Here is a 25,902-nt window from a genome sequence, read left to right as displayed (position 1 = left end):
AAGCAGCGAATAAGACGTTGTGGACACCATAATTTCATGTGTTATTGCTGTTCAGGATGAAAAGTTGTATCGAATTATCTTCAGAATGTTCATGTTAATGAGCATTTCATTTAGCGTTCTCGCGGTAAATACATCACCCTCCGTTTTCTACCCTTTGCCCGTTCAAGCGCAAGGGAATTTTCTTGCGGCTAAAAACTTGTACTTAGGTGCCGGTGGCGGGCTATGGGTTCATGATGTCCATGGAAAAGTACTCTTTTATGATGGCCGAACCCTATTCCCTAGAAAGGGTAGCCTTCTGCAATTTTCTTCAGAAAGAGTCGCGTTTCTTAACGATGAGTTTTGGACATTTTTTGATAATGAGGTGTACCGACATAATCCGGGGATTGGCAATGAACTTGCGTTTAGTTTAAGCCCGGGTGCTGAGATCACGAATATAGGCTCATCAGGTGATTATATTTGGGTCACAGATGGCAGTAATTTTTATACATACAACACTCAATCTTTAGAATTTACCACCTACTCACTACTCAAATTGTATCGATACAACAATAGCAGTGATATTGCGATTAACGATGCGGAGTGGGTGTTGTCAAAATGGGTACTCGCGACCAGTTCTGGTGCTTACCTTTCCGAGGCGCAAGAGTTTACTCACATCACTGCATCAGATAAGCACCATATTGAGACGGTTTATTTTTCTAATGCTAGACGAGAGTTAGTGATCGGCACTTTAAATGGGGCGGTGATTGTTGATCTCACGAATCCAGATAAAGAGAACAAAATAAAAGGGTCGCACGTTCTCTCGCTTGCTGAAACTTCAGACCAATATTGGATTGGCACAGAGCATGGACTCATTAGTTACAACTTCATTACGGGTCAAATTACACGATTCGAACAAGCCGCTAACCAAGATTTCTCGTTACCGGGAGAGAAAATATATTCGTTAATCAACGACCATGCTGGTGGGATGTGGGTTGCGACAAATAACGGCATCCGATATTTCTCACTGTTCAGTAAGACATTCTCAAGAACGCCATTAACGGGTATGGGGATGCACTCAAGTAGTGTCGTGATAAACAAAGTACAGCCGGTTAGTGAACAATTATCTTGGGTTGCTTCCTCACTGGGCCTCTATTTGGTCGATGCTCAAAGCAAAGAGAATCCAATTCGTGTTTATTCCAACTCGGTACAGGACTTTGAGATCTTTGGTTCTTCCATTTGGTTGGCTACTGAAGAAGGTATTATTAGTTTTAATACCAATACGTTAGAGCCTGAAGAACTCGGTTTACCAAGGTCTATCAAGGGGGTACACGTTGAGAACTTTGCGCTTCAAGCTGATAACGTACTTTGGATAACATCGGGGCAAAACCTCTATTCGTTATCTATCGAAACCATGAAGCTGACGGGGTACGGTACTGACTGGTTAGTTGATAAGTTTTTGCCAGCAAAAATCACGGCTCTCAATATAGGGTTACAAGGTCGTATATATATAGGCACTGACCACGGCTTCTACTCTTTTATTGATAAACGGATTAGCTTTAGTCGCTCAAGCGAACGATTTGGCAAAGTGGTCGATATTGAAAAAGCGAAGGATGGGGCTCAATGGTTTGCGAGCAGTTATGGCGTGTATCGAATCCCTTATGACAGCTCTATTATTCAAGAGGTCATGCTTGTTGAAGACAATATTAGCCCAAATTGCTTAATAAGCGATGACAATGGTGTGTGGTTAGGTTCTTCGAAAGGTATCAGCTATTACGGACTGGATGGGCAACTGCATAAACATATCGGTTCACCATTTGGCTTGATCACCAATGAACTGGCAGCAGGGGCATGCGACTTGTTTGACAGCGAAGGCAGCCAATCTACGAGGCTTACTTTTGGATCAAAGTATGGCGTAGTCAGTGCGTTATCTGATGAGTTATTGGTATCAACAACACCCCATAGTCGAGCATTACTGAGTAAGATCAGTGTTGATCAGCAAACCGTATCACTAGGTGGTAAGACAGCTGATTTGGATGAGATCCCTTATGGTTCATCTATGAGTTTTAAGTTGGGTATTCTACCTGCGACGTTTGCCCCTGCGATGGAGTATCGCCTGAGCGACGATGAACCTTGGAGTGAATTTGAAGGAGGCTTGTTAACGCTCGACCATCTTCTTCCGGGGGACTATACACTGGAAGTTAAACCCGTTAAGGACTCGCATTATCGCTTTGTGTCAACGAATCAAAGCTTCTCAATCGCTGAGCCTTGGTATCTGACCAATTGGGCTGCCGCAAGCTCTCTGGCGCTGCTGATTGGTGTCGTGACTATCTTGGTCTTTTGGCGTTCGCGTTATGTCACTTTTGCTAATAGACACCTAAAAGCGCAAGTTGCATTAAAAACCGATCAACTGAGGCACCAAAGTCGCATTCTGTTGACGACCAATCAACAGCTTAAAAAGCAGCTATCAGTTAAGAGTGCGCTTGTGTCGCACACAGCAAATGAACTCTCATCTGAAGTTAATCATATTGCAGCGATGCTCCCGAATTGGAATGAGAAAGGCAAGTCGCCAATCTTAACGCTGAAAAATGGCTTGGCTCAATTGAGCAATACACCTCAAGTAGAGGGGAAGGTCAGTTACGATATAATTTTGATCTTAGAAGCGGTACTCAAAGCTTGGCAAGATGATTTAGCCAAAGCGGGTATTGAACTGGATATTAGAGTTGATACCAAACAACGATACGTATCCTTACTGTATTTTAATCTCGATATTATTTTCAACAACTTGGTTGCGAGCATCATCAAGAGAAACTTTAAGTCACAAAGCATGGTGGTTCTGGTTGAAGAAGTGAAGGAGCATCTTGTCGTTACGATTCGAGATCATGGTATGCCTTTTCCTAAATTGGCATCAAGTATGAGTGACAACACCGGAAAATCGACTGATCTAAATATCGAAAAATTACCTCTATTGATGAATCAGAGTGGTGGTGAACTGAACGCGTTTGTTTCTGACTATCAAAATAAGGTTCAGCTTTCGTGGCCGATTGAATATCAAGTACTGGATAATCTGGAAGCCAGCACAATTGAGCAGATTGAAACCATTAAGCTTGCTGCTTCAAGGCCAGAGCAACAAAGGTTGAGTGCTGAACAAGAGTGGAAAAACAGGGTGTCGCAGCTTGTGAGTGAAAACTACGCCGATGCAGAGTTCAGTACTGCAACTGCTGCTAAGTACTTGTTCATGTCAGAGAGAAGCTTACAGAGACGCTTTAAATCGGCTTATAACAAGACCTTTAAAGAGCACTTGAATGAAGTGCGCTTAGAGCATGCGTGCGAGCGGTTACTTGCGGGAGAGAAGATCTCAGACGTCGCGTTTGATTCTGGTTTTAATGACCCTTCCTATTTCAGTCAGAGGTTTAAGCACCATTTTGGTATGTCGCCATCTAAGTTTGCTGAAAACAGCGAAGAGTAGTGAGCTGCGGATTTACTCTACTTCCATATAGATAAAGATACTCTAAGCCTCGACATTCGTGTTGGGGCTTTTTTATGCTTCTACGAGATACGAGATACGAGATACGAGATACGAGATACGAGATACGAGATACGAGATACGAGATACGAGATACGAGATACGAGATACGAGATACGAGATACGAGATACGAGATATGAGATTGAGACCAGTGGGAGTTTAAAAGGCTGTTGGGATAAAACAAAAGGAAGAAAAAAAATATCGTGGTATAGCCGGGGGGACTATACCACGGGTGCCAAGGACACCTTCGCTTGCTGCCGGAGTGATATGGCAAGCCACATCACCTCTGGAATAAAATTAAAGAGAAGTAGTTTCTCTTCGTTGGAGTAACTATACGTCTGCCCACTTATTTTACTTATAAAATTAACGACAGATGGCCATGAGAAAACCGACATTATTTTAAGTTGTTGATAATTAATGATTTGTTTTGGTTTTTCTTGGTTGGTACTAGTGAGGTAGTTCTCGTTGTTTGTTGAAAGTAACGTTTTTGACGTAAACGTTTTTAACGAAATTTACGAGTATGTATTTTCGAAAACATTGATTTCACACAATGGAATTGTGGTCATGTATGTGTATCATGGCGGTAATAACAATCTTTCTCATTATCAGTCACGAATTGGGCATTTATGAAACTCTCACAACTCGAGCAAGGAAAAGCGGCTTCTATTGTTGCACTAACAGGCTTAACACCGGACGTTAGAAAAAAACTTATGGTTATGGGCATGTTGCCAAAAACTGAGGTGACGCTAATCCGTCGTGCGCCGATGGGTGATCCACTTCAAGTGGAGGTGAGAGGTGTTTCTATCGCCATTCGTGAAAGCATTGCAGAACAAATCGAGGTTATCTAAATGGATTATCAAGTTCTTACCGTTGGTAACCCGAATAGTGGTAAAACAACATTATTTAACGCCTTAACTGGTGCTAAGCAGCACGTTGGTAACTGGGTTGGTGTAACCGTAGAAAAGAAGACGGGTTTGTATTCGCACGCTGGTGATCAGTTTCAGCTAACGGATTTACCGGGTATCTACGCACTAGACAGTGGTAATGATGCGAACAGTATCGATGAATCTATCGCGTCTCGTGCTGTGCTAACTCACCCTGCAGATGTGATCATCAATGTTGTAGATGCAAGCTGCTTAGAACGAAGCTTATACATGACATTACAATTACGAGAGTTGGGTCGCCCAATGATCGTTGTATTGAACAAGATGGATGTATTAAAGCGTGAGCGTCAGGTGATTAACCTTAAAGCGCTAGAGAAAGAGCTTGGCTGTCCAGTTTTAAGCTTGTCTGCAAACGACAAAGGCCAAGTTGCACGTTTTAAAGAGCGTCTGCATAAACTGCTTGTTCAAGGTGTGAGTCTTGATCCTATCTCTATTGATTACGATGCCGCGTTAGAAGCTCTTATCCCTTCTGTTGAGTCACAATTTGATGATGCTGACGTATCTCACCGAGCTCTGGCTATTCGTGCTTTAGAAAATGATTACTTAGTATTGAACGGATTGGCTCCTCAAACTCGTACTCAAATCGACAGTGTGCGCCTAGGTGCCGATTTCGATATTGACCTTGCTGTTGCTGACGCTAAATACACTTTCTTACATGACCTTTGTAAACGTGTTCGTCGCAGTGAAGGTAAACTAAGCCGTAACTTTACTGAGAAAGCAGACCAATTCATTTTGAATAAATGGGTCGGTATTCCTTTCTTCTTCGTCATCATGTACCTAATGTTCATGTTCTCTATCAATATCGGTAGTGCGTTTATCGACTTCTTTGATATTGGTGTTGGCGCAATATTAGTTGATGGTGGACACCACTTATTAGATGGCCATTTACCGGTTTGGCTAGTCACCATTCTTGCCGATGGCATCGGCGGTGGTATTCAAACGGTTGCGACTTTTATTCCGGTTATTGCCGCGCTTTACTTGTTCTTAGCGGTATTAGAAAGCTCGGGTTACATGGCTCGTGCAGCATTTGTACTTGATAAAGTGATGCAGAAGATTGGTTTACCGGGCAAAGCGTTTGTTCCGTTAGTACTTGGTTTTGGTTGTAACGTACCTTCAATCATGGCAACTCGTACTCTTGACCAAGAGCGTGAACGTAAACTGGCAGCATCAATGGCTCCGTTTATGTCATGTGGTGCTCGTTTGCCAGTATACGCACTATTCGCAGCTGCGTTTTTCCCTGGTGCGGGACAAAATGTAGTATTCGCTCTGTACATCATGGGTATTGTTGCTTCTGTATTTACGGGCTTATTCCTTAAAAATACTATCTATCCTGGTAGCAGTGATAGCTTGGTTATGGAGATGCCGGATTACGAGTTGCCGACCGTGCAAAACGTGATGCTGAAAACTTGGCAGAAGCTGAAACGTTTCGTGCTTGGCGCAGGTAAAACCATCGTAATGGTTGTGGCTATTCTTAGCTTCCTGAATTCATTAGGTATGGACGGCAGTTTTGGTAACGAAGACAGCGAGAATTCAGTGTTATCTAAAGCGGCACAAGTCGTGACGCCTGTATTCCAACCGATTGGTATTACAGAAGAGAACTGGCCTGCAACGGTTGGTATTATTACGGGTATTTTTGCGAAAGAAGCGGTTGTCGGTACATTAAATAGCTTGTACACGACGCCATCAGACGAAGAAGCGGCTGAATTCGATTTAGCAGCAAGTTTGCAAGAAGCCGTGATGACAATTCCTGAAAACCTAGCTGGTTTGAGCTATTCAGATCCATTAGGCATTGAAGTGGGCGACTTGTCTGACTCAAGCTCTGTGGCTGCAGATCAAGAGGTTGATACTTCGATCTTTGGTAACTTGAAAGACAAGTTTGTATCAGGCCACGCTGCGTTTGCTTACTTGATTCTTATCCTGCTTTACACACCTTGTGTTGCTGCGATGGGCGCTTATGTTCGTGAGTTTGGTCAGACGTTTGCCCGCTTCATTGCGGTGTGGACAATGGCTCTTGGTTACTTCGGTGCAACCTTCTACTACCAAGCAGCAAATTTCGCAGTACACCCAGTGAGTAGTGCTGTGTGGATGGTGGCAATTGCTGGTGGTTTTGTGGTGACGTATCGCGTCTTCAAGAAAATCGGCAGTAAGCAAAAAGCGCTAGAGGTGCAAGTAGTATGATTTTAACTGAACTTCATCAATACATTGATAACGAAGGTGTTGCTGCTCGTAGTGAACTCGCGTCTAAGTTTGGAATGAGCGAAGACGGTGTCGATGCGATGCTGAGTGTGTGGGTCAAGAAAGGTAAGATATCTCGCTTGATCGATACCAACAAGCATGGACATACAACACGTATTCGTTACACCATCAGCAAACAAGATGGTTTGTCACTGAATGTGATGATGTAGTTCAGAGCTTCATACTCTCGTTGAAAACGGCGAGATTAGACAATAAAAAAGCCGCTCACCTATTTTAGATGAGCGGCTTTTTGTCATGTGTCTTTTCTGAACAGCCTTGCTTTAAAGCGTAATGAGATGAACTCGAATTACGCTTTCTTGAAGATAGAGCTCAGCGATAAAACGTTTTGAATGCGAGTATGGATTGCGGCTTGTTCTTCTTCACTGCGCTGTTCGCCTTTGGTGTTGCCCCATACTGGACCTGGCCACGCTATGTCGTCTTTGAAACGTGCAATATGGTGAATGTGCAGTTGTGGCACCATGTTACCCAGCGCGCCTAGGTTTAACTTGTCTGGTTGGAATGTCGCTTCTAATGCTTGGCTTACCGCTTGAGACTCAAGCAAGAACTGCTGCTGTTCTTTCATTGGTAGATGATGCAGTTCTTTTAGGTTGGCACGTTTTGGTACCAAGATAACCCAAGGCACAGCACTGTCTTTGCTTAGCAGCGCCAAGCTTAGTGGAAATTCGCCAATAAGCGTGGTGTCTTTTGCTAACTGTGGGTGAAGTTCAAAGCTCATTATTATTGTCCATTTCGATTTCTTGAGGTCATACCGATCACAGTAAGTAAATGATCAGAAATAGCGCAGGAAAAAGGTTTGAGAACAAGGCAGATTTTTTTGATAAGTAGTTATTCTACAATCAAAAATTCTAACGCAGTTATCGAGCGTTTTAACCAGCTAGGATGATTAGTTATTTACTACGATTGGTATCAGTATACGTTAGATAAAACAAAAGGTTGATGCTCTCACATCAACCTTTGTATTTATTCATTGTAACCCGAAGGGAATTACATGCGTTCTAGAGTTTCGATACCTAGAAGAGACAGACCTTGCTTGATAGTCTTAGCTGTCAGTGCAGCAAGCTTCAGGCGGCTCTGTTTAACTGTTTCATCTTCAGCCACAAGGATAGGGCACGCTTCGTAGAAGCTAGAGAATTGACCAGCAAGTTCGAACAGGTAGCTACACATGATGTGCGGTTGACCTTCACGAGCAACAGACTGTACCGCTTCTTCAAATTGTAGGAGTTTCGCGATAAGTGCTTTCTCTTTCTCTTCAGTGATTTTGATTTCACCTTCAAGAGAGTCCATAGAAATGCCTGCTTTAGCAAAGATTGAAGCGACACGAGTGTACGCGTACTGCATGTACGGTGCCGTGTTACCTTCAAATGCCAGCATGTTTTCCCAGTCGAACACGTAATCAGTAGTACGGTGCTTAGAAAGGTCTGCGTATTTAACCGCCGCCATTGCAACTGTGTTTGCGATGGTTTTCTTCTCGTCTTCTGCTAGCTCAGGGTTTTTAGACTCAATCAGCTGAGTTGCACGCACTTCTGCTTCGTCCAGAAGATCAGCAAGACGTACTGTACCGCCTGCACGAGTTTTAAATGGCTTACCATCTTTACCTAGCATCATGCCGAATGCGTGGTGCTCAAGAGAGACAGACTCAGGAACATAACCCGCTTTACGAACGATAGTCCAAGCTTGCATTAGGTGTTGGTGCTGACGAGAGTCAATGAAGTAAAGTACGCGGTCTGCGCCAAGTTCTTCAAAACGGTATTTAGCACAGGCAATATCGGTGGTGGTGTATAGGAAGCCACCGTCACGTTTTTGCACGATAACGCCCATCGGGTCGCCATCTTTGTTTTTGTATTCGTCTAGGAATACAACTTGTGCGCCGTCAGACTCTTTTGCTAGACCTTGTGTTTGTAGGTCAGAAACGATGTTTGAAAGCATATGGTTGTACATACTTTCACCCATTACATCATCACGTGTCAGTGATACGTTCAGGCGATCGTAGTTACGTTGGTTTTGAACCATGGTTACGTCAACCAGCTTTTTCCACATTTCAGCGCAGTATTCGTCGCCGCTTTGCAGTTTCACTACGTAGCCACGTGCTTTCACTGCGAATTCTTCGTCTTCGTCGTAAAGCTTTTTAGATTCACGGTAGAACTGCTCAAGATCTGAAAGTTCCATTGAAACTTCGCCAGTTTCAGCTTGGATGCGCTCAAGGTTTGCGATAAGCATACCGAATTGAGTACCCCAGTCACCAATGTGGTTAGCACGGATAACTTTGTGGCCTAAGAACTCTAGTGTACGAACAACAGCATCACCGATGATCGTTGAACGTAGGTGACCAACGTGCATTTCTTTTGCAACGTTTGGTGCTGAGTAGTCAGCAACAATTGTTTGTGCTTCAGCTGCTGTAACACCAAGGCGAGAGTCAGCCAGTGCTGCGTCTGCTTGTTGTGCTAGGAATGCTTCATCTAGGAAGATGTTTAGGAAACCTGGACCTGCGATTTCAACTTTAGAAGCGATACCGTCTAGGTTTAGAACGTCCAATACTTTTTGAGCAAATTCTCGTGGGTTGGTGCCTAGTCGTTTAGCAACACCCATAACGCCGTTTGCTTGGTAGTCACCAAATTGTGGTTTTGCAGATTGGCGAACAGCCGCAGGAGAGCCTGCAGGTGCGCCAGCGGCTTCTAGAGCCTGAGATACTTTGTCATTAATCAGTGCTTGGATATTCACACGCGTTTCCTTCAATTCAAGGATGAATAAGAGTGGCCGTTATTTCGTGGGTATTAAATTTGGTTAATTATGCTTCGAGTTAACGATTTAATGCCGAAATGAACAACAGACTCTGTTTAAGTTCACAAAAATGGCGTTAATCATACCAATTTTGTGGGGTTTCTTATAGGTCGAATTGATAGAAAATTAACATTTCCTGAGGGGTTTTTGACAATCGACTTTGACCAAGCCAAGTTTGTCTATTTAGGAAAGTAAGACACCGTACTTTTTGAACGTTTTTTTGTAAAAGCAACGCTTGTTGCTGAAAGTAAAACTGATACCATGCAGCCATTATTTGGAGAACAAAGACAATGACGATGAGCCTGAAGCAAGCCGAACTAGAACCACAACAAATGATTGCGCGCCTTGATACGTTTATGGCGAAAATTGAGAACCTAGGAAATGCATTGGGTTTAGATTTAAGCTTTGCTCAAGCGGATCATATTGCATTAAGAATCAATGAAACTGAGCTTGCGAAATCAGCTCATCTGGCTTGGTCTGAATATGGCTCTACGATTTCAGAAGCGATGATCAATGGCCGTCCAATTGTGGTGTTGGCTTTCGATGAGCCATTGCAAAGCCTTGGTTGGAAGATTGAGTGCTTAGAGTTGCCATATCCAGCAGAAGGTAAAATTTATCCAAGCCAAGATTGGGAACATGTCGAGTTTGTTATTCCTTCTCACGCGCAAACGGCTGATGAGTACCTAGCGGATCTTAAAGAAACTTACCCGCAGTTCGCTGCTAAGTTCGAAACTCTGGCAGAGCAAGGTATTAAGATAAAACTCTCTAGCCCGAAAGGCGAGGGTGAACGTTTGAATAACCCAACGGTAGCTTTTAAGCATCAAGGTATTTGCATCAAGCTGCATCCACACTCTTTGAAGAAGATTGTAGAGTCTGAACAGGCTTAATTTGGGTAGAGAATTGCTGGGATAGATTCCTGATCTCGCCTAGGCTCGTCGGAATGACGAGTTCGGATTTGTGCCTCGCAATGATTCGTGGATTGACGTTTTTGAGAGTAGAAGTTTTGCTATTGAAGAATACCGTCATTCCCGACAGCGACGAAGGAGCGTAGTTGGGAATCTCTAAAAGCTAGTCTAATCACCAGATACAAAAAACGCGCAATGGGTTAACCCTGTTGCGCGTTTTTTATTGGGTTCTAACTGGAAGTATTACTTAAATAAGCGACTTACAGAATCACAGTCTTGTTACCGTAAACAAACACGTGATCATTGATCACTTTGTTTAAAGCCTTACTCAACACGTTCTTCTCTACGTCACGACCCGCTTGAGCCATGTCTTTCGCACTGAAGTTGTGATCCACTGGAATCACGTCTTGCTTGATGATTGGCCCTTCATCGAGATCGTTTGTCACGAAGTGCGCTGTTGCGCCAATGATTTTTACGCCGCGCTCATAAGCTTGTTGGTATGGTTTAGCACCAATGAATGCTGGTAAGAAGCTGTGGTGAATGTTGATGATTTTGTGGTTGTACTTTTCAACAAACCCCGGAGTCAGCACTCGCATGTATTTAGCAAGCACCAGATAGTCCGCCTCGTACTGGTCAATCACTTCAAGCATCTTCTTCTCATGTTCTTTACGGTTTAATCCTTCGTGAGAAACATGATGATAAGGAATATCAAAACGCTCGGTTAAGCTTTGCAGAGTATCGTAGTTGCCAACCACCGCTGCGATTTCGACATCTAAGCTGCCATCAAAGTTTTTCATTAGAATATCGCCAAGGCAGTGAGCTTCTTTAGTCACGAGTATCACGACACGCTTACGAGAAGAGCCCATCAGCTTACGTTTCGCATTCTCTGGCAGCGCTTGGTCTAAATCGGCAAGCAAGGTTTCGTCATTGAAGTAACCCTCTAGCTCGGTACGCATAAAGAAGTGGCCGCTAGTGTTATCAACGAACTCATTGTTGTGAATAATATTGAGTTGGTGCTTGTAACAAATGTTGGTGATCTTTGAGATGAGGCCTGGGGCGTCAGTACAATGTGTTAATAAAGTTTTTCTTTCCATTTGCATCTTACTTCCATGAAATGTTGCACTTATTATATGAAATCGGGATTCTTCAAATTTAATGCAGGCCGTCGAACGGTGAACTGAGCCGCAATATCACCGTTATAATTAATCTATTATCAATTTGGTTTCAACAAAATCTACCGTTCATTTAGGGGATTAATAAATTGAGAAGCTTAATAAATTCAGGTAGAGGTTAGATTTCTGACGGTTTTAACCGATATTCTCGGTCAAGTTTCACTAGAGCGAGCCAACATTTCAGCCATGCATAGGTGATCATTTATGGATAAAGAGTTACTAGCGAAAAAGTTGTATTGTAAGCGTGTAAATTCATTAGTGGGTGATGTTCAGGTGGACGGCAACGTTCTTGATGAAATGTGGGAAAACAAGGCCTCTCCGACTGATGCTGTTAAAGCTATGCAACCAAGTGATTCCGGTTTTTCTGGTGCGCCTTGGTTATCTCGTTATTTGAATCGAAAGTAGTTAAACAACCCTTTCATTTGTTTTGGGCTAGGTTGGTAAGAAGGACTTAGCCTGCCATGTTCTATTCGATAGACACCTCCGGTGCGCAGTCATTTCTGATTCGCGCCGGCTCACTAAACCTGCCATAATTCGCCTTCTATTTTTCTAAACCACGTACTCTATGATATCTAAAACGTTTTCTGCTGATGGTGCTCTGGGTAAAGCGATCCCTGGGTTTCAACCACGACAAGCTCAGCTGGATATGGCTGAAGCGGTCTCACAAGCCATTGAGCAACAAAGCCAACTGGTTGTTGAGGCGGGGACAGGTACCGGCAAGACGTTTGCTTACCTCGTGCCAGCGCTGCTAAGTGGTAAGAAAACTATTATCAGTACGGGGTCTAAAAACCTTCAAGAGCAGCTGTTCCATCGGGATTTACCATTAATGGTTGATGCGCTTGGCTTTTATGGTCAGGTTGCCCTGCTGAAAGGTCGTTCAAACTATTTGTGTTTAGACCGCTTGAGCCGCCAGATGATCGAAAGTCATGGCACTCATACCGATCCAACATTGTTAGCGCAGTTGGTGAAAGTGCGCAGTTGGTCTTCGGCGACTCAAACTGGTGACTTAGGCGATTGTGATGACATTGCTGAAGATAGCCCAGTTATTCCAACTATTACCTCAACCAACGACAACTGCTTAGGTAAAGAATGCCCAAGCTACACCGATTGCTTTGTGCTGAAAGCGCGCAAAAAAGCGATGGATTCGGATGTGGTCGTAGTAAACCACCATCTGTTTCTTGCGGATTTAGCGATTAAAGAAACCGGGTTTGGTGAGCTTATTCCAGAGGCTGATGTGTTTATCTTCGATGAAGCGCATCAACTTCCAGATATCGCCAGTCAGTACTTCGGACAATCAGTATCAAGCCGACAAATCCAAGAACTAGCTAAAGACATTGAAATTGCTTACCGCACTGAAGCCAAAGACATGCGTCAGTTGCAAAAGGTTGGCGAGAGGCTGATTCAATCGTCAGCCGATCTACGTATTGTGCTCGGCGACACAGGATTTCGCGGTAACTGGCGTGAGGCATTGAAGTCAGAGTCGATCGCGAGAGAGCTAGTGCGTTTACAAGATGCGTTGCAGCTGGCTGTGGATGTATTGAAATTAGCATTGGGTCGAAGCCAGTTATTAGACACGGCTTTTGAACGTGCCACTATGATCAAATTGCGCATTGAACGTGTATGTGACGTGTCGATTACCGGTTATTCTTATTGGTATGACACCACGCCACGACACTTTGCTTTGCACATCACGCCTCTTTCGGTTGCCGATAAATTCCACGAACAAATCGAGCTTAAACCGGGTGCTTGGGTGTTTACTTCAGCAACGCTAGCGGTGTCGGATGATTTCGACCATTTCACCTCTCGACTCGGGTTAAAACCGTCAGCACAGTTTTCATTGCCGAGCCCCTTTGATTATCCGAATCAGGCGCGTTTGTGTGTACCTCGCTATCTTCCCGAACCAAATAGCCCGGGCTTAGCGGATAAGCTAGTAAGAATGTTGACCCCTGTGATTGAGCAAAACCAAGGTCGCTGTTTCTTCTTGTGCACCTCACACAGCATGATGAAAGAGTTGGGGGAGCGATTCCGTGAAACGCTCTCGGTTCCAGTTCTGTTACAAGGTGAGACAAGTAAGCAAAAAACCTTAGCCGAATTCATGGAGTTAGGTAACGCATTGCTGGTGGCCACTGGTGCCTTCTGGGAAGGTATAGATGTTAGGGGCGACGCATTAAGCTGTGTTATCATCGATAAATTACCCTTTACCGCCCCAGACGACCCGTTACTTAAGGCTCGAATCGAGGACTGTAAGCTAAAAGGGGGTGATCCTTTTGCACAAGTACAGTTACCAGACGCAGTGATTACCTTGAAACAAGGTGTTGGCCGATTAATACGTGATAAGCGTGATAATGGCGCTTTGATTATTTGCGATAACCGCTTGGTAACCCGCGATTACGGTGGTGTGTTTTTGGCGAGTTTACCGCCTATCCCACGTACCCGTGACTTAGGGATTATTAAAGAATTCTTAGCTAAAGACCATTCAACCGCTGCTGAGTAATTGGCATTGTTGAGCTTAGCCATTATTTTTAGATTAGATAACGAATATTTGAGACACGAATGAGCGCGAAAATTCTTGCAGTAGATACCGCAACTGAAAACTGTTCAGTTGCACTAGTAATGGGTGACCAGGTGTTCGCACGTAGCGAAGAGGCTCCTCGAGACCATACGAAAAAAATTCTACCTATGGTTGATGAAGTACTGAAAGAAGCGAATGTCGCTTTAACCGATATTGACGCAATCGCGTTTGGCCAAGGCCCAGGCAGTTTCACGGGTGTGCGTATTGGTATCGGTATTGCTCAAGGCTTGGCTTTTGGTGCTGATTTACCGATGATCGGTGTGTCTACACTGGCAGCGATGGCGCAAGGCAGCTACCGTAAATTTGGTGAAACTCACGTAGCAACAGCGATTGATGCTCGCATGAGTGAAGTATACTGGGCTCGTTACAGCCGTGAACAAGATGGTCGTTGGACTGCAGTTGATGCTGAGTGTGTTACACCACCAAGCGAATTGGCTGCGCAGCTTGAAGCGGATTCTGAGACATGGGCAAAAGTCGGCACAGGGTGGGAAGCGTATGCAGAGCATATGGACACACTAGCGATCAACACCAAAGCGTGTGAAGTGCTGTTCCCAGAAGCGCAAGATATGGCGTTCCTTGCTCAATTTGCTTATGCAGAAGGCAAAGCGGTTGCAGCTGAAGAGTCTGAGCCAGTTTACCTGCGTGACAAAGTGACGTGGAAGAAACTGCCAGGTCGCGAGTAAATACGTATTATTTTGGTTCTGCATTCACTTTGCAGAGCCAAAATTAAAACAGATACAAAATCATTAAAATTAGGTACAAAATTCCTTAAGCATGGTTTCAATAAACGGCTTACCTCCTTCTTCGATAGGCAACACATCCAAAACCAATCGAACCAATAAAAAGAACGAGGTAAAAAAAGGCGATGCAAAAACCTCAGTTGGTCAGCCAACTAAGGTCGCGAATGCTGTCTCGCATTCCATTCGCCAAGTCAAAGAATCTGAGATTCACAAAGCTCAGGTTCAATATGATCTTCCAGAAGGGCGTGGACGACGTGCGATGGAAGAGTATATGGATGTGATGAATCAAGCTAAAAAAGAGGAACTTGCGAAGCTTATTGGGGTCGATATTTATATCTAGCTTTGTGCTTTTATTTATCCTGTTCTAAGGACCAGCATTATGTTTTCTCTCATTTCTAAATCTCGCTTATTTTTCCTTGTCGCTTTCTCTTCGATGGTGATGGGCTGCTCCTCTTTGCCTGAAGAACTTAATGCAAACTCTGAACAAGTCGTGACGGACTACCAAGAGTGGGTAAACACAGTGCCAGACGCTGGTGATGTTCGCTTAGGTGGTGTGATAGCTAAAGTCACTAACTTACAAGATAAGACTCGTGTTGAAGTGGTTAACATGCCGATCTCAAGCAGCGGTAAGCCAGATATTGATGCCGAGCCAAAAGGGCGCTTTGTCGCTTACATTGATGGTTATGTAGAACCTTTGAGCTTTGCTGAAGGCCGTTTAATCACCTTGGTTGGAACATCAAATGGCACGGAAGATGGCACCGTTGGTGAATATCCTTATACCTTCCCAGTCATGAATGTCTACAACCAACGCTTATGGCAGATCACCGAGCGAGTGGTCATCAACGACTTTGCGCCAACCTATTACTCTTGCCGCAGTTTGCATTGTCGCAGCTTTCAAACCATGCCTAAGTCAGGTCGTGTGATTCAAGATGTGGAATAGTCGAACCTGAGATCGACACACTAAACGATAGGGACACCATACAATCAATGATTGAAAAGTCATATTCCCTTGCGAGCGGGACGCTTGCAACACAACAGATTGGCAACCCGAAAACGACCGCAACGACGGTCGTTTTTATTCATGGTTGGCTAGATAATTCTGCAAGTTTCACTCAGGTTATGCCGCAAATAGCCAAGCTTTCTCCAGATACTCACCTCGTTGCTATCGATCTCTTCGGACACGGTTTCTCGTCGCATAAGCCGGGGAGTTATTACCCATTTCACGACTATATTGATGATTTGCATCAGTTGGTGACTAAATTATCGCCAAACAGACTGGTACTGGTAGGACATTCACTTGGTGCATTGATCGCAAGTTGCTATAGTGCCGCCTTTCCTGAAAAGGTGTCAGGATTAATTCAAATTGAAGGTCATGGACCTCTTTCAGAAGCTCCCCACGAAACAGTCTCTCGTTTGAGAGATGGGGTACTCAGTCGTCTTCGACAGCGAAGAAAGCCTTCACGTCCTCTGGCAAGTCTTGAGGATGCTATTAAGCTGAGAGCTCACGCCAATCAAATCAAAGCAGAACTTATTGCTCCTATTGTTGAACGAGGAATCGTTGAGCTAGGTACTGTTGATCGAGCTGTTGTTACTCAAGCTGCTTTTGATCAAACGACAGTAGATCAAGTTGCTTTTGGTCAGGCGACTAATGATCAAGGTATTGCCGAGTTCGATAACTGTTGGCAATGGCGATGCGACCCTAACCTAAAATGTGACTCGTTATATCGAATGTCACAAGCGCATGCTGAAGCGATCATGGCGGCTATTGAATGCCCTCAATTAATAGTTTTAGGAAATGATGGATTCCGACATTTGCAGCATAATCGCTACAAATCAGCCCATAGTTCTCTGAATATAGAGACTGTTCCTGGCGGACATCATTGCCATTTAGAGAGCCCAGAGCTAGTTTCAGAGCTAATTCTTGGTGTAGTTAACAAAATTTAAACAAGTGTTTGAGCCTTTTAGTGCTCATGCACTAAAGCTGTGCTGTAATACCGCAATGATAAAAAGCGGCGAAGCAGTCGTCAGCTGATAAACGAGGAGTAACATAGTGGACAAACCTTGGCTTTCACGTTATCCAAGTGACGTACCAGAGACGATCAACCCAGATCAGTACCCATCTCTTATTGAAATGTTCGAACAGTCGGTACAGAAGTACGCAGACCAACCAGCATTCGAGAACATGGGGTCTATCATGACATTCCGTAAGCTTGAAGAGCGCAGTCGTGCTTTTGCCGCTTACTTGCAGAATGATCTAAAACTGAAGAAAGGCGATCGTGTCGCGCTTATGATGCCAAACTTGCTGCAATACCCAATTGCACTCTTTGGTGTACTGCGTGCAGGTATGATTGCAGTGAACGTCAACCCACTGTACACGCCTCGTGAACTTGAACACCAATTGAATGACTCTGGCGCAAAGGCGATTGTTATCGTTTCTAACTTTGCGAGCACACTAGAGAAAGTCGTTGATAAAACTCCGGTTAAACACGTTGTGCTAACCAGCTTGGGGCAAATGCTGCCACGAGCGAAAGGTACGATTGTCGACTTCGTAGTGAAATACGTAAAAGGCATGGTGCCTAAGTACGATCTGCCGGGTGCTATCTCATTCAGAAAAGCGCTGCATAAAGGCCGTCGCCTACAGTATGTGAAGCCATTTATGGCTGGCGATGACATCGCATTCCTACAGTACACAGGTGGTACAACGGGCGTAGCGAAAGGCGCAATCCTAACGCACCGCAATATGATTGCGAACGTACTTCAAGCGAAAGGGGCATATAGCCCTGTTCTGCAAGAAGGCCGTGAATTAGTCGTAACGGCATTGCCGCTTTACCACGTGTTCGCACTGACTGTGAACTGCTTACTGTTTGTTGAGATGGGTGGTCGTAACCTTCTGATTACTAACCCTCGTGACATTCCTGGCTTTATTAAAGAGCTGCAAAAGGTTCCATTTACCGCGATTACTGGCGTAAACACCTTATTCAATGCGCTAGTCAATAACGAAGATTTCCACGAGTTGGATTTCAGTAATATGCGTTTATCTGTTGGCGGTGGTATGGCGGTTCAACGCGCTGTTGCTGAGCAATGGAAGAAAGCGACAGGTGTCCACCTACTTGAAGGCTATGGTTTAACCGAATGTGCTCCTTTGGTCACGGGTAACCCATATGATCTGAAAGACTACACAGGTGCAATCGGCCTACCAGTACCTTCAACAGAAGTTCGTATTGTTGATGATGAAGGTAAAGTGGTTGGTAATGACCAAGTGGGTGAATTGCAGGTTCGTGGTCCTCAAGTGATGCAAGGCTACTGGCAACGTCCAGAAGCGACCAAAGAAGTGATCGACCAAGACGGTTGGTTATCGACTGGTGATATCGTTAAGTTTGATGACGAAGGCTTGTTGTACATCGTAGACCGTAAGAAAGACATGATTCTAGTGTCGGGCTTCAACGTTTACCCGAACGAGATTGAAGACGTAGTGGCTCTGCATGGCAAAGTGTTAGAAGTTGCGGCTATCGGCCAACCTCATGAAGTGTCTGGTGAGCTGGTTAAGATTTACGTGGTAAAACGTGACCCTAGCCTAACCAAAGAAGACATTATCGCGCACTGTCGTGAACACCTAACTGGCTACAAGATCCCTAAATTGATTGAGTTCCGTGAAGAACTACCAAAAACCAATGTAGGCAAAATCTTGCGCCGAGTGCTTCGTGAAGAAAACGACGCAGAGCTTGCCAAACGCGCAAGCGAGTAACGAGCTCATTTACGAGAAGATGATGCACCACAAGCCATAGCAGCGCTTAATCTAAGCGAGCGCTGAAAAATGGTGTTAGAATGCCGGCAGTTAATGTCGGCATTTTTGTATCCGGCGATCAAAGTAAAATCAGTGAGAGTTTTTGTGGATTATCAAATCATTACCCAAGTTAAAGACCTTGAGCGAGTTTGCCAACAAGCACGTGAAGCCGATGTTGTTATGCTTGATACAGAGTTCGTTCGTACAAGAACCTATTACCCTCAATTAGGCTTAATTCAGTTATTTGATGGTGAAACGCTGTCACTGATTGATCCTATTGCTCTTGATGAAATGACCCCGTTTGTTGGGCTGTTGAAAGACACTTCAGTACTGAAAGTGTTACATGCGTGTGGCGAAGATCTAGAAGTATTCCAGAACGCATTTGGCTGTACGCCAACACCAATGGTTGATACGCAGATCATGGCAGCCTTCTTAGGTCACGGTCTTTCAACTGGCTTTGCGGCTCTAGTTTCTGAGTTTGTAGGTGTTGACCTAGATAAGAGTGAATCTCGTACTGACTGGCTAGCGCGTCCGCTTTCTCAAAAGCAACTCGACTATGCAGCGGCAGACGTTCACTACTTGATGCCAATGTACAACAAGCTTCTCGAAAAAGTGATGGAAGCAGGCTGGTGGGAAGCGGCGCAACAAGAGTCTGACTTACAAGTGGCTAAGCGCATCCGTAAAGCAAACCCAGACAACGCTTACCTTGATATTAAAGGCGCGTGGCAGCTAAAACCTCAACAGCTAGCGATTTTAAGACCTCTAGCAACTTGGCGTTTAAAAGAAGCGATTAAGCGTGATTTAGCGTTGAACTTTGTTTTTAAAGAACAAGACCTATGGGCCGTAGCTCGTTTCGCGATGAAAGATCCTAAGCATATGGAGCAGGAAGGGTTTGATTACCGCTCTGTACGTCGCCATGGTGCGAAGATCAGCTCAATCGTGAAATTGGCTGAGCATACGCCAGAAGAAGAGTACCCAGCGCCAGTAGAACGTCTAATGGACTACCCTGGTTACAAGCAACTTTTCAAAGTGTTGAAAGATGAAGTGAAAACAGCATCGCAACACAGTGGTTTAGCGACTGAGTTTTTGGCGTCGAAGAAGCAACTTAACCAAGTGTTAAGCTGGATTTGGAAGTACGATCGTAACCCAGAGAAGCTGCCTGATGTAATGCAAGGTTGGCGCCTAGATGTCGTTGGCGAGAAGCTAAATAAAGCAATCAAGTAACTTTAGTTTTGTAGTAAGCAACGAATGCTTTAGAGATAAAAGTTTCAGACACAAAAAAGAGAGCCTAGGCTCTCTTTTTTATTGAGTATTGATAAGCACAGCTCAGGCTCTACTTATCGATCTTCTTCTGGAAGCTTAACGTTCAGCTCTAATACTGAGATGTCGTCATCTTTATGTTCGAATGTCAGATCAACCATTGATGGATCGACTTCAACGTACTTCGCAATACACTTCAAGATGTCTTCTTTCAGTTGCGGCAAGTATGACGGTGCAGGGTCGTCATGGCTGCGTCGCTCGGCAACAATGATCTGCAAACGCTCTTTGGCTAGGTTTGCGGTTGTCTTTTTCTGTGGTCTAAAAAACTCTAATAATGACATTGCGTATTAGCCCCCGAACAGTCTTTTGAAGATGCCTTTCTTCTGTTCCGTTAAGAAACGGAAGTCCACTTGGCTACCCAGTAGTCGCTCTACAGTATCATTGTAAGCCATACCTGCGTCGGTTGCTTCGTCAAAGATAACCGGAACACCCTTGTTTGACGCGTTCAGTACTGCTTGGCTCTCTGGAATCACACCCAGTAGAGAGATGTGCAGAATTTCTTCAACGTCTTCAACACTGAGCATCTCACCTTGAGTTACACGTGCTGGGTTGTAGCGAGTCAATAGAAGGTGCGTTTTCACTGGCTCTAATCCGTCTTCTGAACGACGAGATTTAGAATCAAGAATACCTAGAATTCGGTCTGAATCGCGCACAGAAGAGACTTCAGGGTTAGTCGTCACAATCGCTTCATCAGCGAAATACAACGCCATCAGAGCGCCTTGCTCGATACCCGCAGGAGAATCACAGATGATGAAATCAAAGCCCATTTCATCCAATTCATCAAACACACGACGAACGCCATCTTTTGTTAGTGCGTCTTTATCACGAGTTTGAGAAGCAGGAAGAATGAACAGGTTCTCTGTACGCTTGTCTTTGATCATCGCTTGGTTCAGCGTCGCTTCACCATTGATAACATTGACGAAGTCGTACACAACACGACGCTCACAACCCATGATTAAATCTAGGTTACGTAGACCGATATCAAAGTCGATGACTGCGGTTTTCTTCCCTTTTAAAGCCAGACCCGAGGCAATAGCTGCACTGGAGGTCGTTTTGCCTACCCCGCCTTTACCCGACGTTACAACGATAATGCGTGCCATTCTGTTTTCCTTTTATTTCTCTTATATTGCGAGGACATCAACGTGTAATACATCGTTTGCCATACTGAACATGGTTTTCTTCTGCCAGTACTCGCTTTCAATTTGATCGCTGAGCCAGTAATTTCCTGCAATGGAAACCAGCTCGGCTTGTAAATCATTACAAATTATTTTTGCTTCAGTTTGACCACTTGCACCTGCAATCGCGCGACCGCGTAGCGTGCCATGAATGTGGATGCTGCCATCGGCAATCACTTCTGCACCTGCACTTACGTGGCTAAGAATCAGCAAATCCCCGTCTTTGGCATACACTTGCTGACCAGAGCGAATCGGGGTTCGCACCACTTTTATCGGAGCCATCTTCGCCGGAGCTTGAGAAGGCGATTTACTTGCTGTCATCACGGCAAAACCTGCATCTCTGGCTAAGTTTTGCATGCGTTTATCTGAACAGCCAGCCACACCAACCGGGATCATACCCGCTTGAGATATACCATTTTTCAGTTGCACGAAATCTATATCGCCCGCGACTTTGCTAATGTTGATAACAACAGGCGCAGCTGCGAAAAAAGTGGGTGCCTGGTCTACCTTCTCTTGAAGAAAAGACACTGCATTTTCGACTTGATCATCGGATAAGTGCAAAACAGATAGCGTGAAACTGCTACCTTTTAGATCTGGGTTACTAGACATCGAAAAACTACAGGACCTCAATAGCGGATTGGTACAATTTCTTTATCAATAAAATAAAGGGCATTGCCTGAAACTAGGTTTATCATGTTATATTCCCAAACCAAGCACAGCAAGTAATCTTGTTGTCAAATGAACGTTTTGTTCCCAATATTTCCCTAACATAAACTATTGATCTCGCAAGTGAGAGTTTTGTAGTCATAAACATTTAGAAAAGGTTTGTCATGCTGTGTTCTATATATAAAAGTTCAAAGAAAGAAGGAACATACCTTTATATCCCTAAGAAGGATGATTTTTCACAAGTTCCTGACGCATTGATGCAAATGTTTGGTAAACCTAGTTTTGTAATGGTAATTAAAATGGACGGCCGTAAACTGGCTCAAGTGAACATCGATAAAGTGAGAGAATCACTGAACACCGATGGTTTCTTTTTGCAGGTTCCGCCACCACCAGTTAACGAACTTGAGCTTCATAAAGAGCGTAAAGCTCAAAATAAAGGTCAAGACGAAGAGTGATAGCCACCTCAATTCAAGGAGGAGTGATCGTTGAGTAAATTTTCGAAAACCATATTGGCTGTGTCGGCATTACTATTGGGTAATAGCCTGACCATTGGCTCGGTTCAAGCTGAAGAGCTTAGCTTTGAGCAATATGTAGAAAAACTAAAGCAACAAGGTCGTGAAGAAGGTATTTCTGAAGCGATCATTGATGAAGCTTTTGATGGTGTGACGTTTAAGCCAAGAGCGGTAAAAGCTGACAAAAACCAACCTGAAAAGAAACTGACTCTGGATGAATACATTCCACGTGCGGTTCCTGACTGGAAAGTGAAGCAGGCGAGATCACTCTATAAGAAACACTACACAGCGTTAAAGCGTATTGGTGATGAATATGGTGTTCAACCAAGATTCATTGTCGCTCTATGGGGTGTGGAGAGTAATTTTGGTAAGTTCACGGGGAATTACAGTGTTATTGATGCTCTAACAACCATGGCTTATGAAGGTCGCAGAGAAGCCTTCTTCCGTAGCGAAGCGATGGCGGCATTGAAGATACTTGATCAAGGCCATATTGCACCAAAAGAGATGAAAGGCTCTTGGGCTGGCGCGATGGGGCAACCTCAGTTTATGCCTAGCTCATTCTTAGCTTACGCCGCTGATGGCAGTGGTGATGGCAAGAAAGATATTTGGGGTACCGAAGAAGACGTGTTCGCTTCGGCGGCGAATTATCTCAGCCAATCGGGTTGGGATGACAAATATACTTGGGGGCGTCAGGTTCACGTTCCATCAACCGTGTCTATTGAGATGCAAGGTCGAGACGAAGACAAAGCGAAATACCTAAAAGAGTGGTCTGAACTTGGTATTAAGCGTTATGACGATCGCCCACTGCCTACACTTGATGAAGACATCAAAGCTTGGTTGATAATGCCGGACGATGAAACGGGTCGTTCGTACCTCATTTACAACAACTACAATGTGTTAATGAAGTGGAATCGTTCTTACTACTTTGCTTTGGCTGTCAGTCACCTAGCCGATAGAATTAAGTTTGATTAATCGACCTAATTTGATTAATAGACTCAATCTGATTAATAGAACTAGGTCGCTTTGAATAGCATTTAGCCTACTATAGGCAGAACAGATTAAAGGACTCTTCGGAGTCCTTTTTATTTTATATTTCAGATATTTAAGAAGGTGGTTTTGTGCTAACAGATAGAGCCGCACAGATGGTGATATTCCATGCGTTAATCAAGCATGAAGGCTTTACCAGTGCAGCAAAAAGCTTGAATGTGTCGGTATCTCACATCAGTAAACAAATTGCTTTGCTCGAGGATTCGATAGGTATCAAGTTAGTGCAAAGAACCACACGCAGCCTTACGTTAACTGAAGCTGGAGAAGTGTTCTATCAGCATTGTGAGCAGCTGTTCAATACGGTGAAAGCGGCTCAAATGGACATGGATAGCCAGCGTGACGACATTTCTGGAATATTCCGTATAGGCTTGTCTCAGTCATTTGGCACACTGCATATCATTCCAGCGATTGACCAGCTTAGACAGCTTTACCCTCAGCTGAGAATTGAAGTGCATTTGTTCGATTACAAAGTGGACATGATTGAGGAGCGTTTGGATCTCTGGATCACTAACAATGAAGACTTGCCTGAAGGTTACATTGCGCAGCGCCTAGCCGACAGCCAGTTTGTGGTAGCCGCATCACCGGATTATCTGATTAAGGCAGGGACTCCACACGTGCCATCTGATCTGATTGACCATAACTGCCTCATCTACCGCAGCCGTGAACGTGATTACACGTCATGGGCATTTGATAACGGCCAAGAAAATCTCAGTGTTAAAGTGGCAGGCGATTATTCGGTGGATTTGGCTGAAGCGGTACGAGACGCGGCAGTATCAGGTTGGGGCGTTGCTTACCTAGCGACTTACTTGGTCAAAGAAGAGTTTAGAACGGGCAAGCTCATCCAAGTTTTACCGGAATGGCGAGCAAGTCAGCTGATGCCATTTTATGCCGTGTATCCGAGCCGAAAGAACATGCCGAAGAAGCTTTCAGCAGTGATTGAGTTCATCAAAGATCATATCGGATCACCGACGTATTGGGACAAAAACCTCAAAACCTGCGTTGAACTGCACCGCTAACTGTTTCCCAATCTATAAATATAATTTCTATATGGAAAAAGTGTGTTTTTTAATCAAAGTTAATTATTAAAATTCAATAACTTAGTGGGAGGGGATATTAAAGAGTGATTCAACCAACATCACATTAACAACCTCAACTTGCCGCAAACGATTTCCTCTATAGAATGCGTCGCCTTTACTACCTACAACTTTTAGGTTGACGCATATGGCTTCCCTACTTGGAATTATCACTATTTTAGTAGCCGCTTGGTTACTATCTACGGACAGAAAAAATATCCCGCTAAGAACCGTCTCTTTGGCTTTCTTACTGCAAATCTCATTCGCGCTATTGGTTCTTTATGTGCCGATGGGTAAAGAAGTGTTGAATGCAGCTACTGGTGCAGTGTCTAGCTTGATCAACTACGGTCAAGAGGGGATTAACTTCCTATTTGGTGGCCTAACGAATAACGGATTTGTATTCGCTATTAACGTTCTCGGCATCATTATCTTTTTCTCTGCATTGATTTCAGGTTTGTATCACATCGGCTTTATGCCAAAGGTAATCAACCTAATCGGTGGGGCTTTGCAAAAGTTCTTAGGTACAGGTCGTGCGGAGTCACTGTCTGCAACTGCGAATATTTTTGTTGGCATGATCGAAGCGCCATTGGTGGTTAAACCTTACTTGAAGCACATGACGGATTCACAACTGTTTGCCGTCATGGTGTGTGGTTTGGCTTCTGTAGCTGGTGGCACGCTAGTCGGTTATGCATCGCTTGGTGTTGATTTGAACTACCTGATCGCTGCGGCATTCATGTCTGCTCCTGCTGGTCTATTGATGGCCAAGATTTTGGTACCAGGTAACGCAGATGAGGCTCAAGAAAATATTGAATCTGACGTTGAAATTCCACGAGCAACAAACGTAGTTGAGGCAATGGCAGATGGGGCTATGTCTGGACTTCGTATTGCCGTTGCAGTGGGTGCGACACTTCTGGCCTTTATCAGTGTGATTGCAATGCTGAATGGCTTATTAGGTATTGTTGGTGGTTGGTTTGGCGTAAACCTAAGCTTCGAACTTATCCTAGGTTATGTGTTCGCACCCGTTGCATGGCTGATCGGTGTGCCATGGTCTGAAGCTGTGGTTGCAGGCTCGCTGATCGGTAACAAAATCGTTGTGAACGAGTTTGTGGCTTTCATCCAGTTAATGGACGTAAAAGACGCACTGAGTGAGCACTCAAAAGCGATCGTTACTTTCGCGCTATGTGGTTTTGCCAACATCTCTACGATGGCAATTCTGATTGGCGGTTTGGGTAGCTTAGTTCCAGAGCGTCGATCTTTCATCTCACAATACGGCTTTAAAGCAATTTGTGCGGGTGTGCTTGCCAACCTAATGAGCGCAGCGATTGCGGGCGTGGTGCTTTCTCTATAAGTAATCATTGGTGACTTATAAGCACTTTCTAACTCGGGCATAACCACCTAGTTAGCTAATCGTGGCTTTGCTCTCCCTATAGTAAAGTGACTGATTAACCACAATAA

The 25,902-nt window shown here is 44.3% G+C and carries 23 protein-coding genes; 17 read left to right on the top strand and 6 right to left on the bottom strand.

Features of this window, described 5'->3' with window-relative positions; translation table 11 throughout:
- Positions 1 to 85 precede the first annotated feature (85 nt).
- From AC3CH4_RS11045 to AC3CH4_RS11030, 4 genes are all read left to right on the top strand, one after another.
- Positions 86 to 3,445 carry a helix-turn-helix domain-containing protein gene (locus AC3CH4_RS11045; RefSeq protein WP_488543635.1) on the top strand — a complete coding sequence of 1,120 codons (3,360 nt, stop codon included), beginning with the start codon at positions 86 to 88 and terminating at the stop codon, positions 3,443 to 3,445.
- Positions 3,446 to 4,129: 684 nt separating this feature from the next.
- Entirely contained in the window at positions 4,130 to 4,351 is a 222-nt protein-coding gene (locus tag AC3CH4_RS11040; protein ID WP_004734203.1) for a FeoA family protein, read from the top strand.
- Positions 4,352 to 6,625: a Fe(2+) transporter permease subunit FeoB gene (gene feoB / locus AC3CH4_RS11035; RefSeq protein ID WP_372244355.1), complete on the top strand. Its 2,274-nt coding sequence runs from the start codon at positions 4,352 to 4,354 to the stop codon at positions 6,623 to 6,625.
- Complete coding sequence (locus tag AC3CH4_RS11030; RefSeq protein WP_017074512.1) at positions 6,622 to 6,852, top strand: FeoC-like transcriptional regulator; 231 nt, start codon at positions 6,622 to 6,624, stop codon at positions 6,850 to 6,852. Before feoB ends, AC3CH4_RS11030 begins: the two co-directional genes overlap by 4 nt.
- Before the next feature lie 137 nt (positions 6,853 to 6,989).
- Here the strand turns inward: AC3CH4_RS11030 and AC3CH4_RS11025 are convergent, their stop codons facing one another.
- On the bottom strand, positions 6,990 to 7,418 hold the full coding sequence (locus tag AC3CH4_RS11025) for an HIT family protein (RefSeq protein ID WP_004734200.1): 429 nt from the start codon (positions 7,416 to 7,418) through the stop codon (positions 6,990 to 6,992).
- 269 nt (positions 7,419 to 7,687) lie between these two features.
- Positions 7,688 to 9,421 carry an arginine--tRNA ligase gene (gene argS, locus AC3CH4_RS11020; RefSeq protein WP_017088029.1) on the bottom strand — a complete coding sequence of 578 codons (1,734 nt, stop codon included), beginning with the start codon at positions 9,419 to 9,421 and terminating at the stop codon, positions 7,688 to 7,690.
- A gap of 350 nt (positions 9,422 to 9,771) precedes the next feature.
- On the opposite strand from argS, the gene AC3CH4_RS11015 reads away from it, so the two are divergent.
- Positions 9,772 to 10,368, top strand: coding sequence for a VOC family protein (locus AC3CH4_RS11015; protein WP_017080714.1), 597 nt, complete (start codon positions 9,772 to 9,774; stop codon positions 10,366 to 10,368).
- Between the two features lie 278 nt (positions 10,369 to 10,646).
- Here the strand turns inward: AC3CH4_RS11015 and purU are convergent, their stop codons facing one another.
- Positions 10,647 to 11,480 (bottom strand): formyltetrahydrofolate deformylase, encoded by an 834-nt coding sequence (purU, locus tag AC3CH4_RS11010; protein WP_488542955.1) that lies wholly within the window; start codon positions 11,478 to 11,480, stop codon positions 10,647 to 10,649.
- A gap of 282 nt (positions 11,481 to 11,762) precedes the next feature.
- On the opposite strand from purU, the gene AC3CH4_RS11005 reads away from it, so the two are divergent.
- The 8 genes from AC3CH4_RS11005 (at position 11,763) to rnd (ending at position 19,878) form a co-directional block, all read left to right on the top strand.
- Positions 11,763 to 11,963 (top strand): hypothetical protein, encoded by a 201-nt coding sequence (locus AC3CH4_RS11005; protein ID WP_488518145.1) that lies wholly within the window; start codon positions 11,763 to 11,765, stop codon positions 11,961 to 11,963.
- A gap of 160 nt (positions 11,964 to 12,123) precedes the next feature.
- Positions 12,124 to 14,052, top strand: a complete 1,929-nt coding sequence (gene yoaA, locus AC3CH4_RS11000; protein WP_488542954.1) for a DNA repair helicase YoaA — start codon at positions 12,124 to 12,126, stop codon at positions 14,050 to 14,052.
- Between the two features lie 59 nt (positions 14,053 to 14,111).
- Complete coding sequence (gene tsaB, locus AC3CH4_RS10995) at positions 14,112 to 14,813, top strand: tRNA (adenosine(37)-N6)-threonylcarbamoyltransferase complex dimerization subunit type 1 TsaB (protein ID WP_048615073.1); 702 nt, start codon at positions 14,112 to 14,114, stop codon at positions 14,811 to 14,813.
- Between the two features lie 91 nt (positions 14,814 to 14,904).
- Positions 14,905 to 15,210, top strand: coding sequence for a hypothetical protein (locus tag AC3CH4_RS10990; RefSeq protein ID WP_017074520.1), 306 nt, complete (start codon positions 14,905 to 14,907; stop codon positions 15,208 to 15,210).
- A 39-nt stretch (positions 15,211 to 15,249) separates the two neighbouring features.
- Positions 15,250 to 15,810 (top strand): Slp family lipoprotein, encoded by a 561-nt coding sequence (locus AC3CH4_RS10985; RefSeq protein ID WP_474356249.1) that lies wholly within the window; start codon positions 15,250 to 15,252, stop codon positions 15,808 to 15,810.
- A gap of 47 nt (positions 15,811 to 15,857) precedes the next feature.
- The gene (locus AC3CH4_RS10980) at positions 15,858 to 16,814 is read left to right on the top strand and encodes an alpha/beta hydrolase (protein ID WP_474356250.1); all 957 of its coding nucleotides are present in this window, start codon (positions 15,858 to 15,860) and stop codon (positions 16,812 to 16,814) included.
- A 106-nt stretch (positions 16,815 to 16,920) separates the two neighbouring features.
- Entirely contained in the window at positions 16,921 to 18,615 is a 1,695-nt protein-coding gene (gene fadD, locus AC3CH4_RS10975) for a long-chain-fatty-acid--CoA ligase FadD (protein WP_004734190.1), read from the top strand.
- 144 nt (positions 18,616 to 18,759) lie between these two features.
- Positions 18,760 to 19,878: a ribonuclease D gene (rnd, locus tag AC3CH4_RS10970; protein WP_032500282.1), complete on the top strand. Its 1,119-nt coding sequence runs from the start codon at positions 18,760 to 18,762 to the stop codon at positions 19,876 to 19,878.
- A 113-nt stretch (positions 19,879 to 19,991) separates the two neighbouring features.
- Here rnd and minE read toward each other — a convergent pair whose 3' ends face one another.
- Genes minE through minC form a run of 3 tightly spaced genes read right to left on the bottom strand, consistent with a single transcriptional unit; the run spans position 19,992 to position 21,758 of the window.
- A complete protein-coding gene (gene minE / locus AC3CH4_RS10965) occupies positions 19,992 to 20,255 on the bottom strand; it encodes a cell division topological specificity factor MinE (protein WP_010436847.1) in 264 nt (87 codons plus the stop codon).
- A gap of 6 nt (positions 20,256 to 20,261) precedes the next feature.
- Positions 20,262 to 21,074 (bottom strand): septum site-determining protein MinD, encoded by an 813-nt coding sequence (gene minD / locus AC3CH4_RS10960; RefSeq protein ID WP_009848498.1) that lies wholly within the window; start codon positions 21,072 to 21,074, stop codon positions 20,262 to 20,264.
- Positions 21,075 to 21,095: 21 nt separating this feature from the next.
- A complete protein-coding gene (gene minC, locus AC3CH4_RS10955) occupies positions 21,096 to 21,758 on the bottom strand; it encodes a septum site-determining protein MinC (protein WP_017084080.1) in 663 nt (220 codons plus the stop codon).
- 221 nt (positions 21,759 to 21,979) lie between these two features.
- Here minC and AC3CH4_RS10950 point away from each other — a divergent pair, with 221 nt between their 5' ends.
- From AC3CH4_RS10950 to AC3CH4_RS10935, 4 genes are all read left to right on the top strand, one after another.
- The gene (locus tag AC3CH4_RS10950) at positions 21,980 to 22,270 is read left to right on the top strand and encodes a YcgL domain-containing protein (RefSeq protein ID WP_017079488.1); all 291 of its coding nucleotides are present in this window, start codon (positions 21,980 to 21,982) and stop codon (positions 22,268 to 22,270) included.
- A 30-nt stretch (positions 22,271 to 22,300) separates the two neighbouring features.
- Positions 22,301 to 23,299 (top strand): lytic murein transglycosylase, encoded by a 999-nt coding sequence (locus tag AC3CH4_RS10945; RefSeq protein WP_017079489.1) that lies wholly within the window; start codon positions 22,301 to 22,303, stop codon positions 23,297 to 23,299.
- Between the two features lie 170 nt (positions 23,300 to 23,469).
- Positions 23,470 to 24,390: a LysR family transcriptional regulator gene (locus AC3CH4_RS10940; RefSeq protein WP_004734177.1), complete on the top strand. Its 921-nt coding sequence runs from the start codon at positions 23,470 to 23,472 to the stop codon at positions 24,388 to 24,390.
- A 205-nt stretch (positions 24,391 to 24,595) separates the two neighbouring features.
- Positions 24,596 to 25,795 carry a NupC/NupG family nucleoside CNT transporter gene (locus AC3CH4_RS10935; RefSeq protein WP_122054516.1) on the top strand — a complete coding sequence of 400 codons (1,200 nt, stop codon included), beginning with the start codon at positions 24,596 to 24,598 and terminating at the stop codon, positions 25,793 to 25,795.
- Positions 25,796 to 25,902: the final 107 nt, after the last annotated feature.

Source organism: Vibrio sp. QJM3NY_26, from assembly GCF_057786005.1.
This window is presented reverse-complemented; position numbering and strand designations above follow the sequence as displayed.

Coding starts and splice junctions, on each gene's coding strand:
- AC3CH4_RS11045 (WP_488543635.1), top strand. CDS start 86: ATGTTCATGTTAATGAGCATTTCATTTAGCGTTCTCGCGGTAAATACA.
- AC3CH4_RS11040 (WP_004734203.1), top strand. CDS start 4,130: ATGAAACTCTCACAACTCGAGCAAGGAAAAGCGGCTTCTATTGTTGCA.
- feoB (WP_372244355.1), top strand. CDS start 4,352: ATGGATTATCAAGTTCTTACCGTTGGTAACCCGAATAGTGGTAAAACA.
- AC3CH4_RS11030 (WP_017074512.1), top strand. CDS start 6,622: ATGATTTTAACTGAACTTCATCAATACATTGATAACGAAGGTGTTGCT.
- AC3CH4_RS11025 (WP_004734200.1), bottom strand. CDS start 7,418: ATGAGCTTTGAACTTCACCCACAGTTAGCAAAAGACACCACGCTTATT.
- AC3CH4_RS11015 (WP_017080714.1), top strand. CDS start 9,772: ATGACGATGAGCCTGAAGCAAGCCGAACTAGAACCACAACAAATGATT.
- purU (WP_488542955.1), bottom strand. CDS start 11,480: ATGGAAAGAAAAACTTTATTAACACATTGTACTGACGCCCCAGGCCTC.
- AC3CH4_RS11005 (WP_488518145.1), top strand. CDS start 11,763: ATGGATAAAGAGTTACTAGCGAAAAAGTTGTATTGTAAGCGTGTAAAT.
- yoaA (WP_488542954.1), top strand. CDS start 12,124: ATGATATCTAAAACGTTTTCTGCTGATGGTGCTCTGGGTAAAGCGATC.
- tsaB (WP_048615073.1), top strand. CDS start 14,112: ATGAGCGCGAAAATTCTTGCAGTAGATACCGCAACTGAAAACTGTTCA.
- AC3CH4_RS10990 (WP_017074520.1), top strand. CDS start 14,905: ATGGTTTCAATAAACGGCTTACCTCCTTCTTCGATAGGCAACACATCC.
- AC3CH4_RS10985 (WP_474356249.1), top strand. CDS start 15,250: ATGTTTTCTCTCATTTCTAAATCTCGCTTATTTTTCCTTGTCGCTTTC.
- AC3CH4_RS10980 (WP_474356250.1), top strand. CDS start 15,858: ATGATTGAAAAGTCATATTCCCTTGCGAGCGGGACGCTTGCAACACAA.
- minE (WP_010436847.1), bottom strand. CDS start 20,255: ATGTCATTATTAGAGTTTTTTAGACCACAGAAAAAGACAACCGCAAAC.
- minD (WP_009848498.1), bottom strand. CDS start 21,074: ATGGCACGCATTATCGTTGTAACGTCGGGTAAAGGCGGGGTAGGCAAA.
- minC (WP_017084080.1), bottom strand. CDS start 21,758: ATGTCTAGTAACCCAGATCTAAAAGGTAGCAGTTTCACGCTATCTGTT.
- AC3CH4_RS10950 (WP_017079488.1), top strand. CDS start 21,980: ATGCTGTGTTCTATATATAAAAGTTCAAAGAAAGAAGGAACATACCTT.
- AC3CH4_RS10940 (WP_004734177.1), top strand. CDS start 23,470: ATGGTGATATTCCATGCGTTAATCAAGCATGAAGGCTTTACCAGTGCA.
- AC3CH4_RS10935 (WP_122054516.1), top strand. CDS start 24,596: ATGGCTTCCCTACTTGGAATTATCACTATTTTAGTAGCCGCTTGGTTA.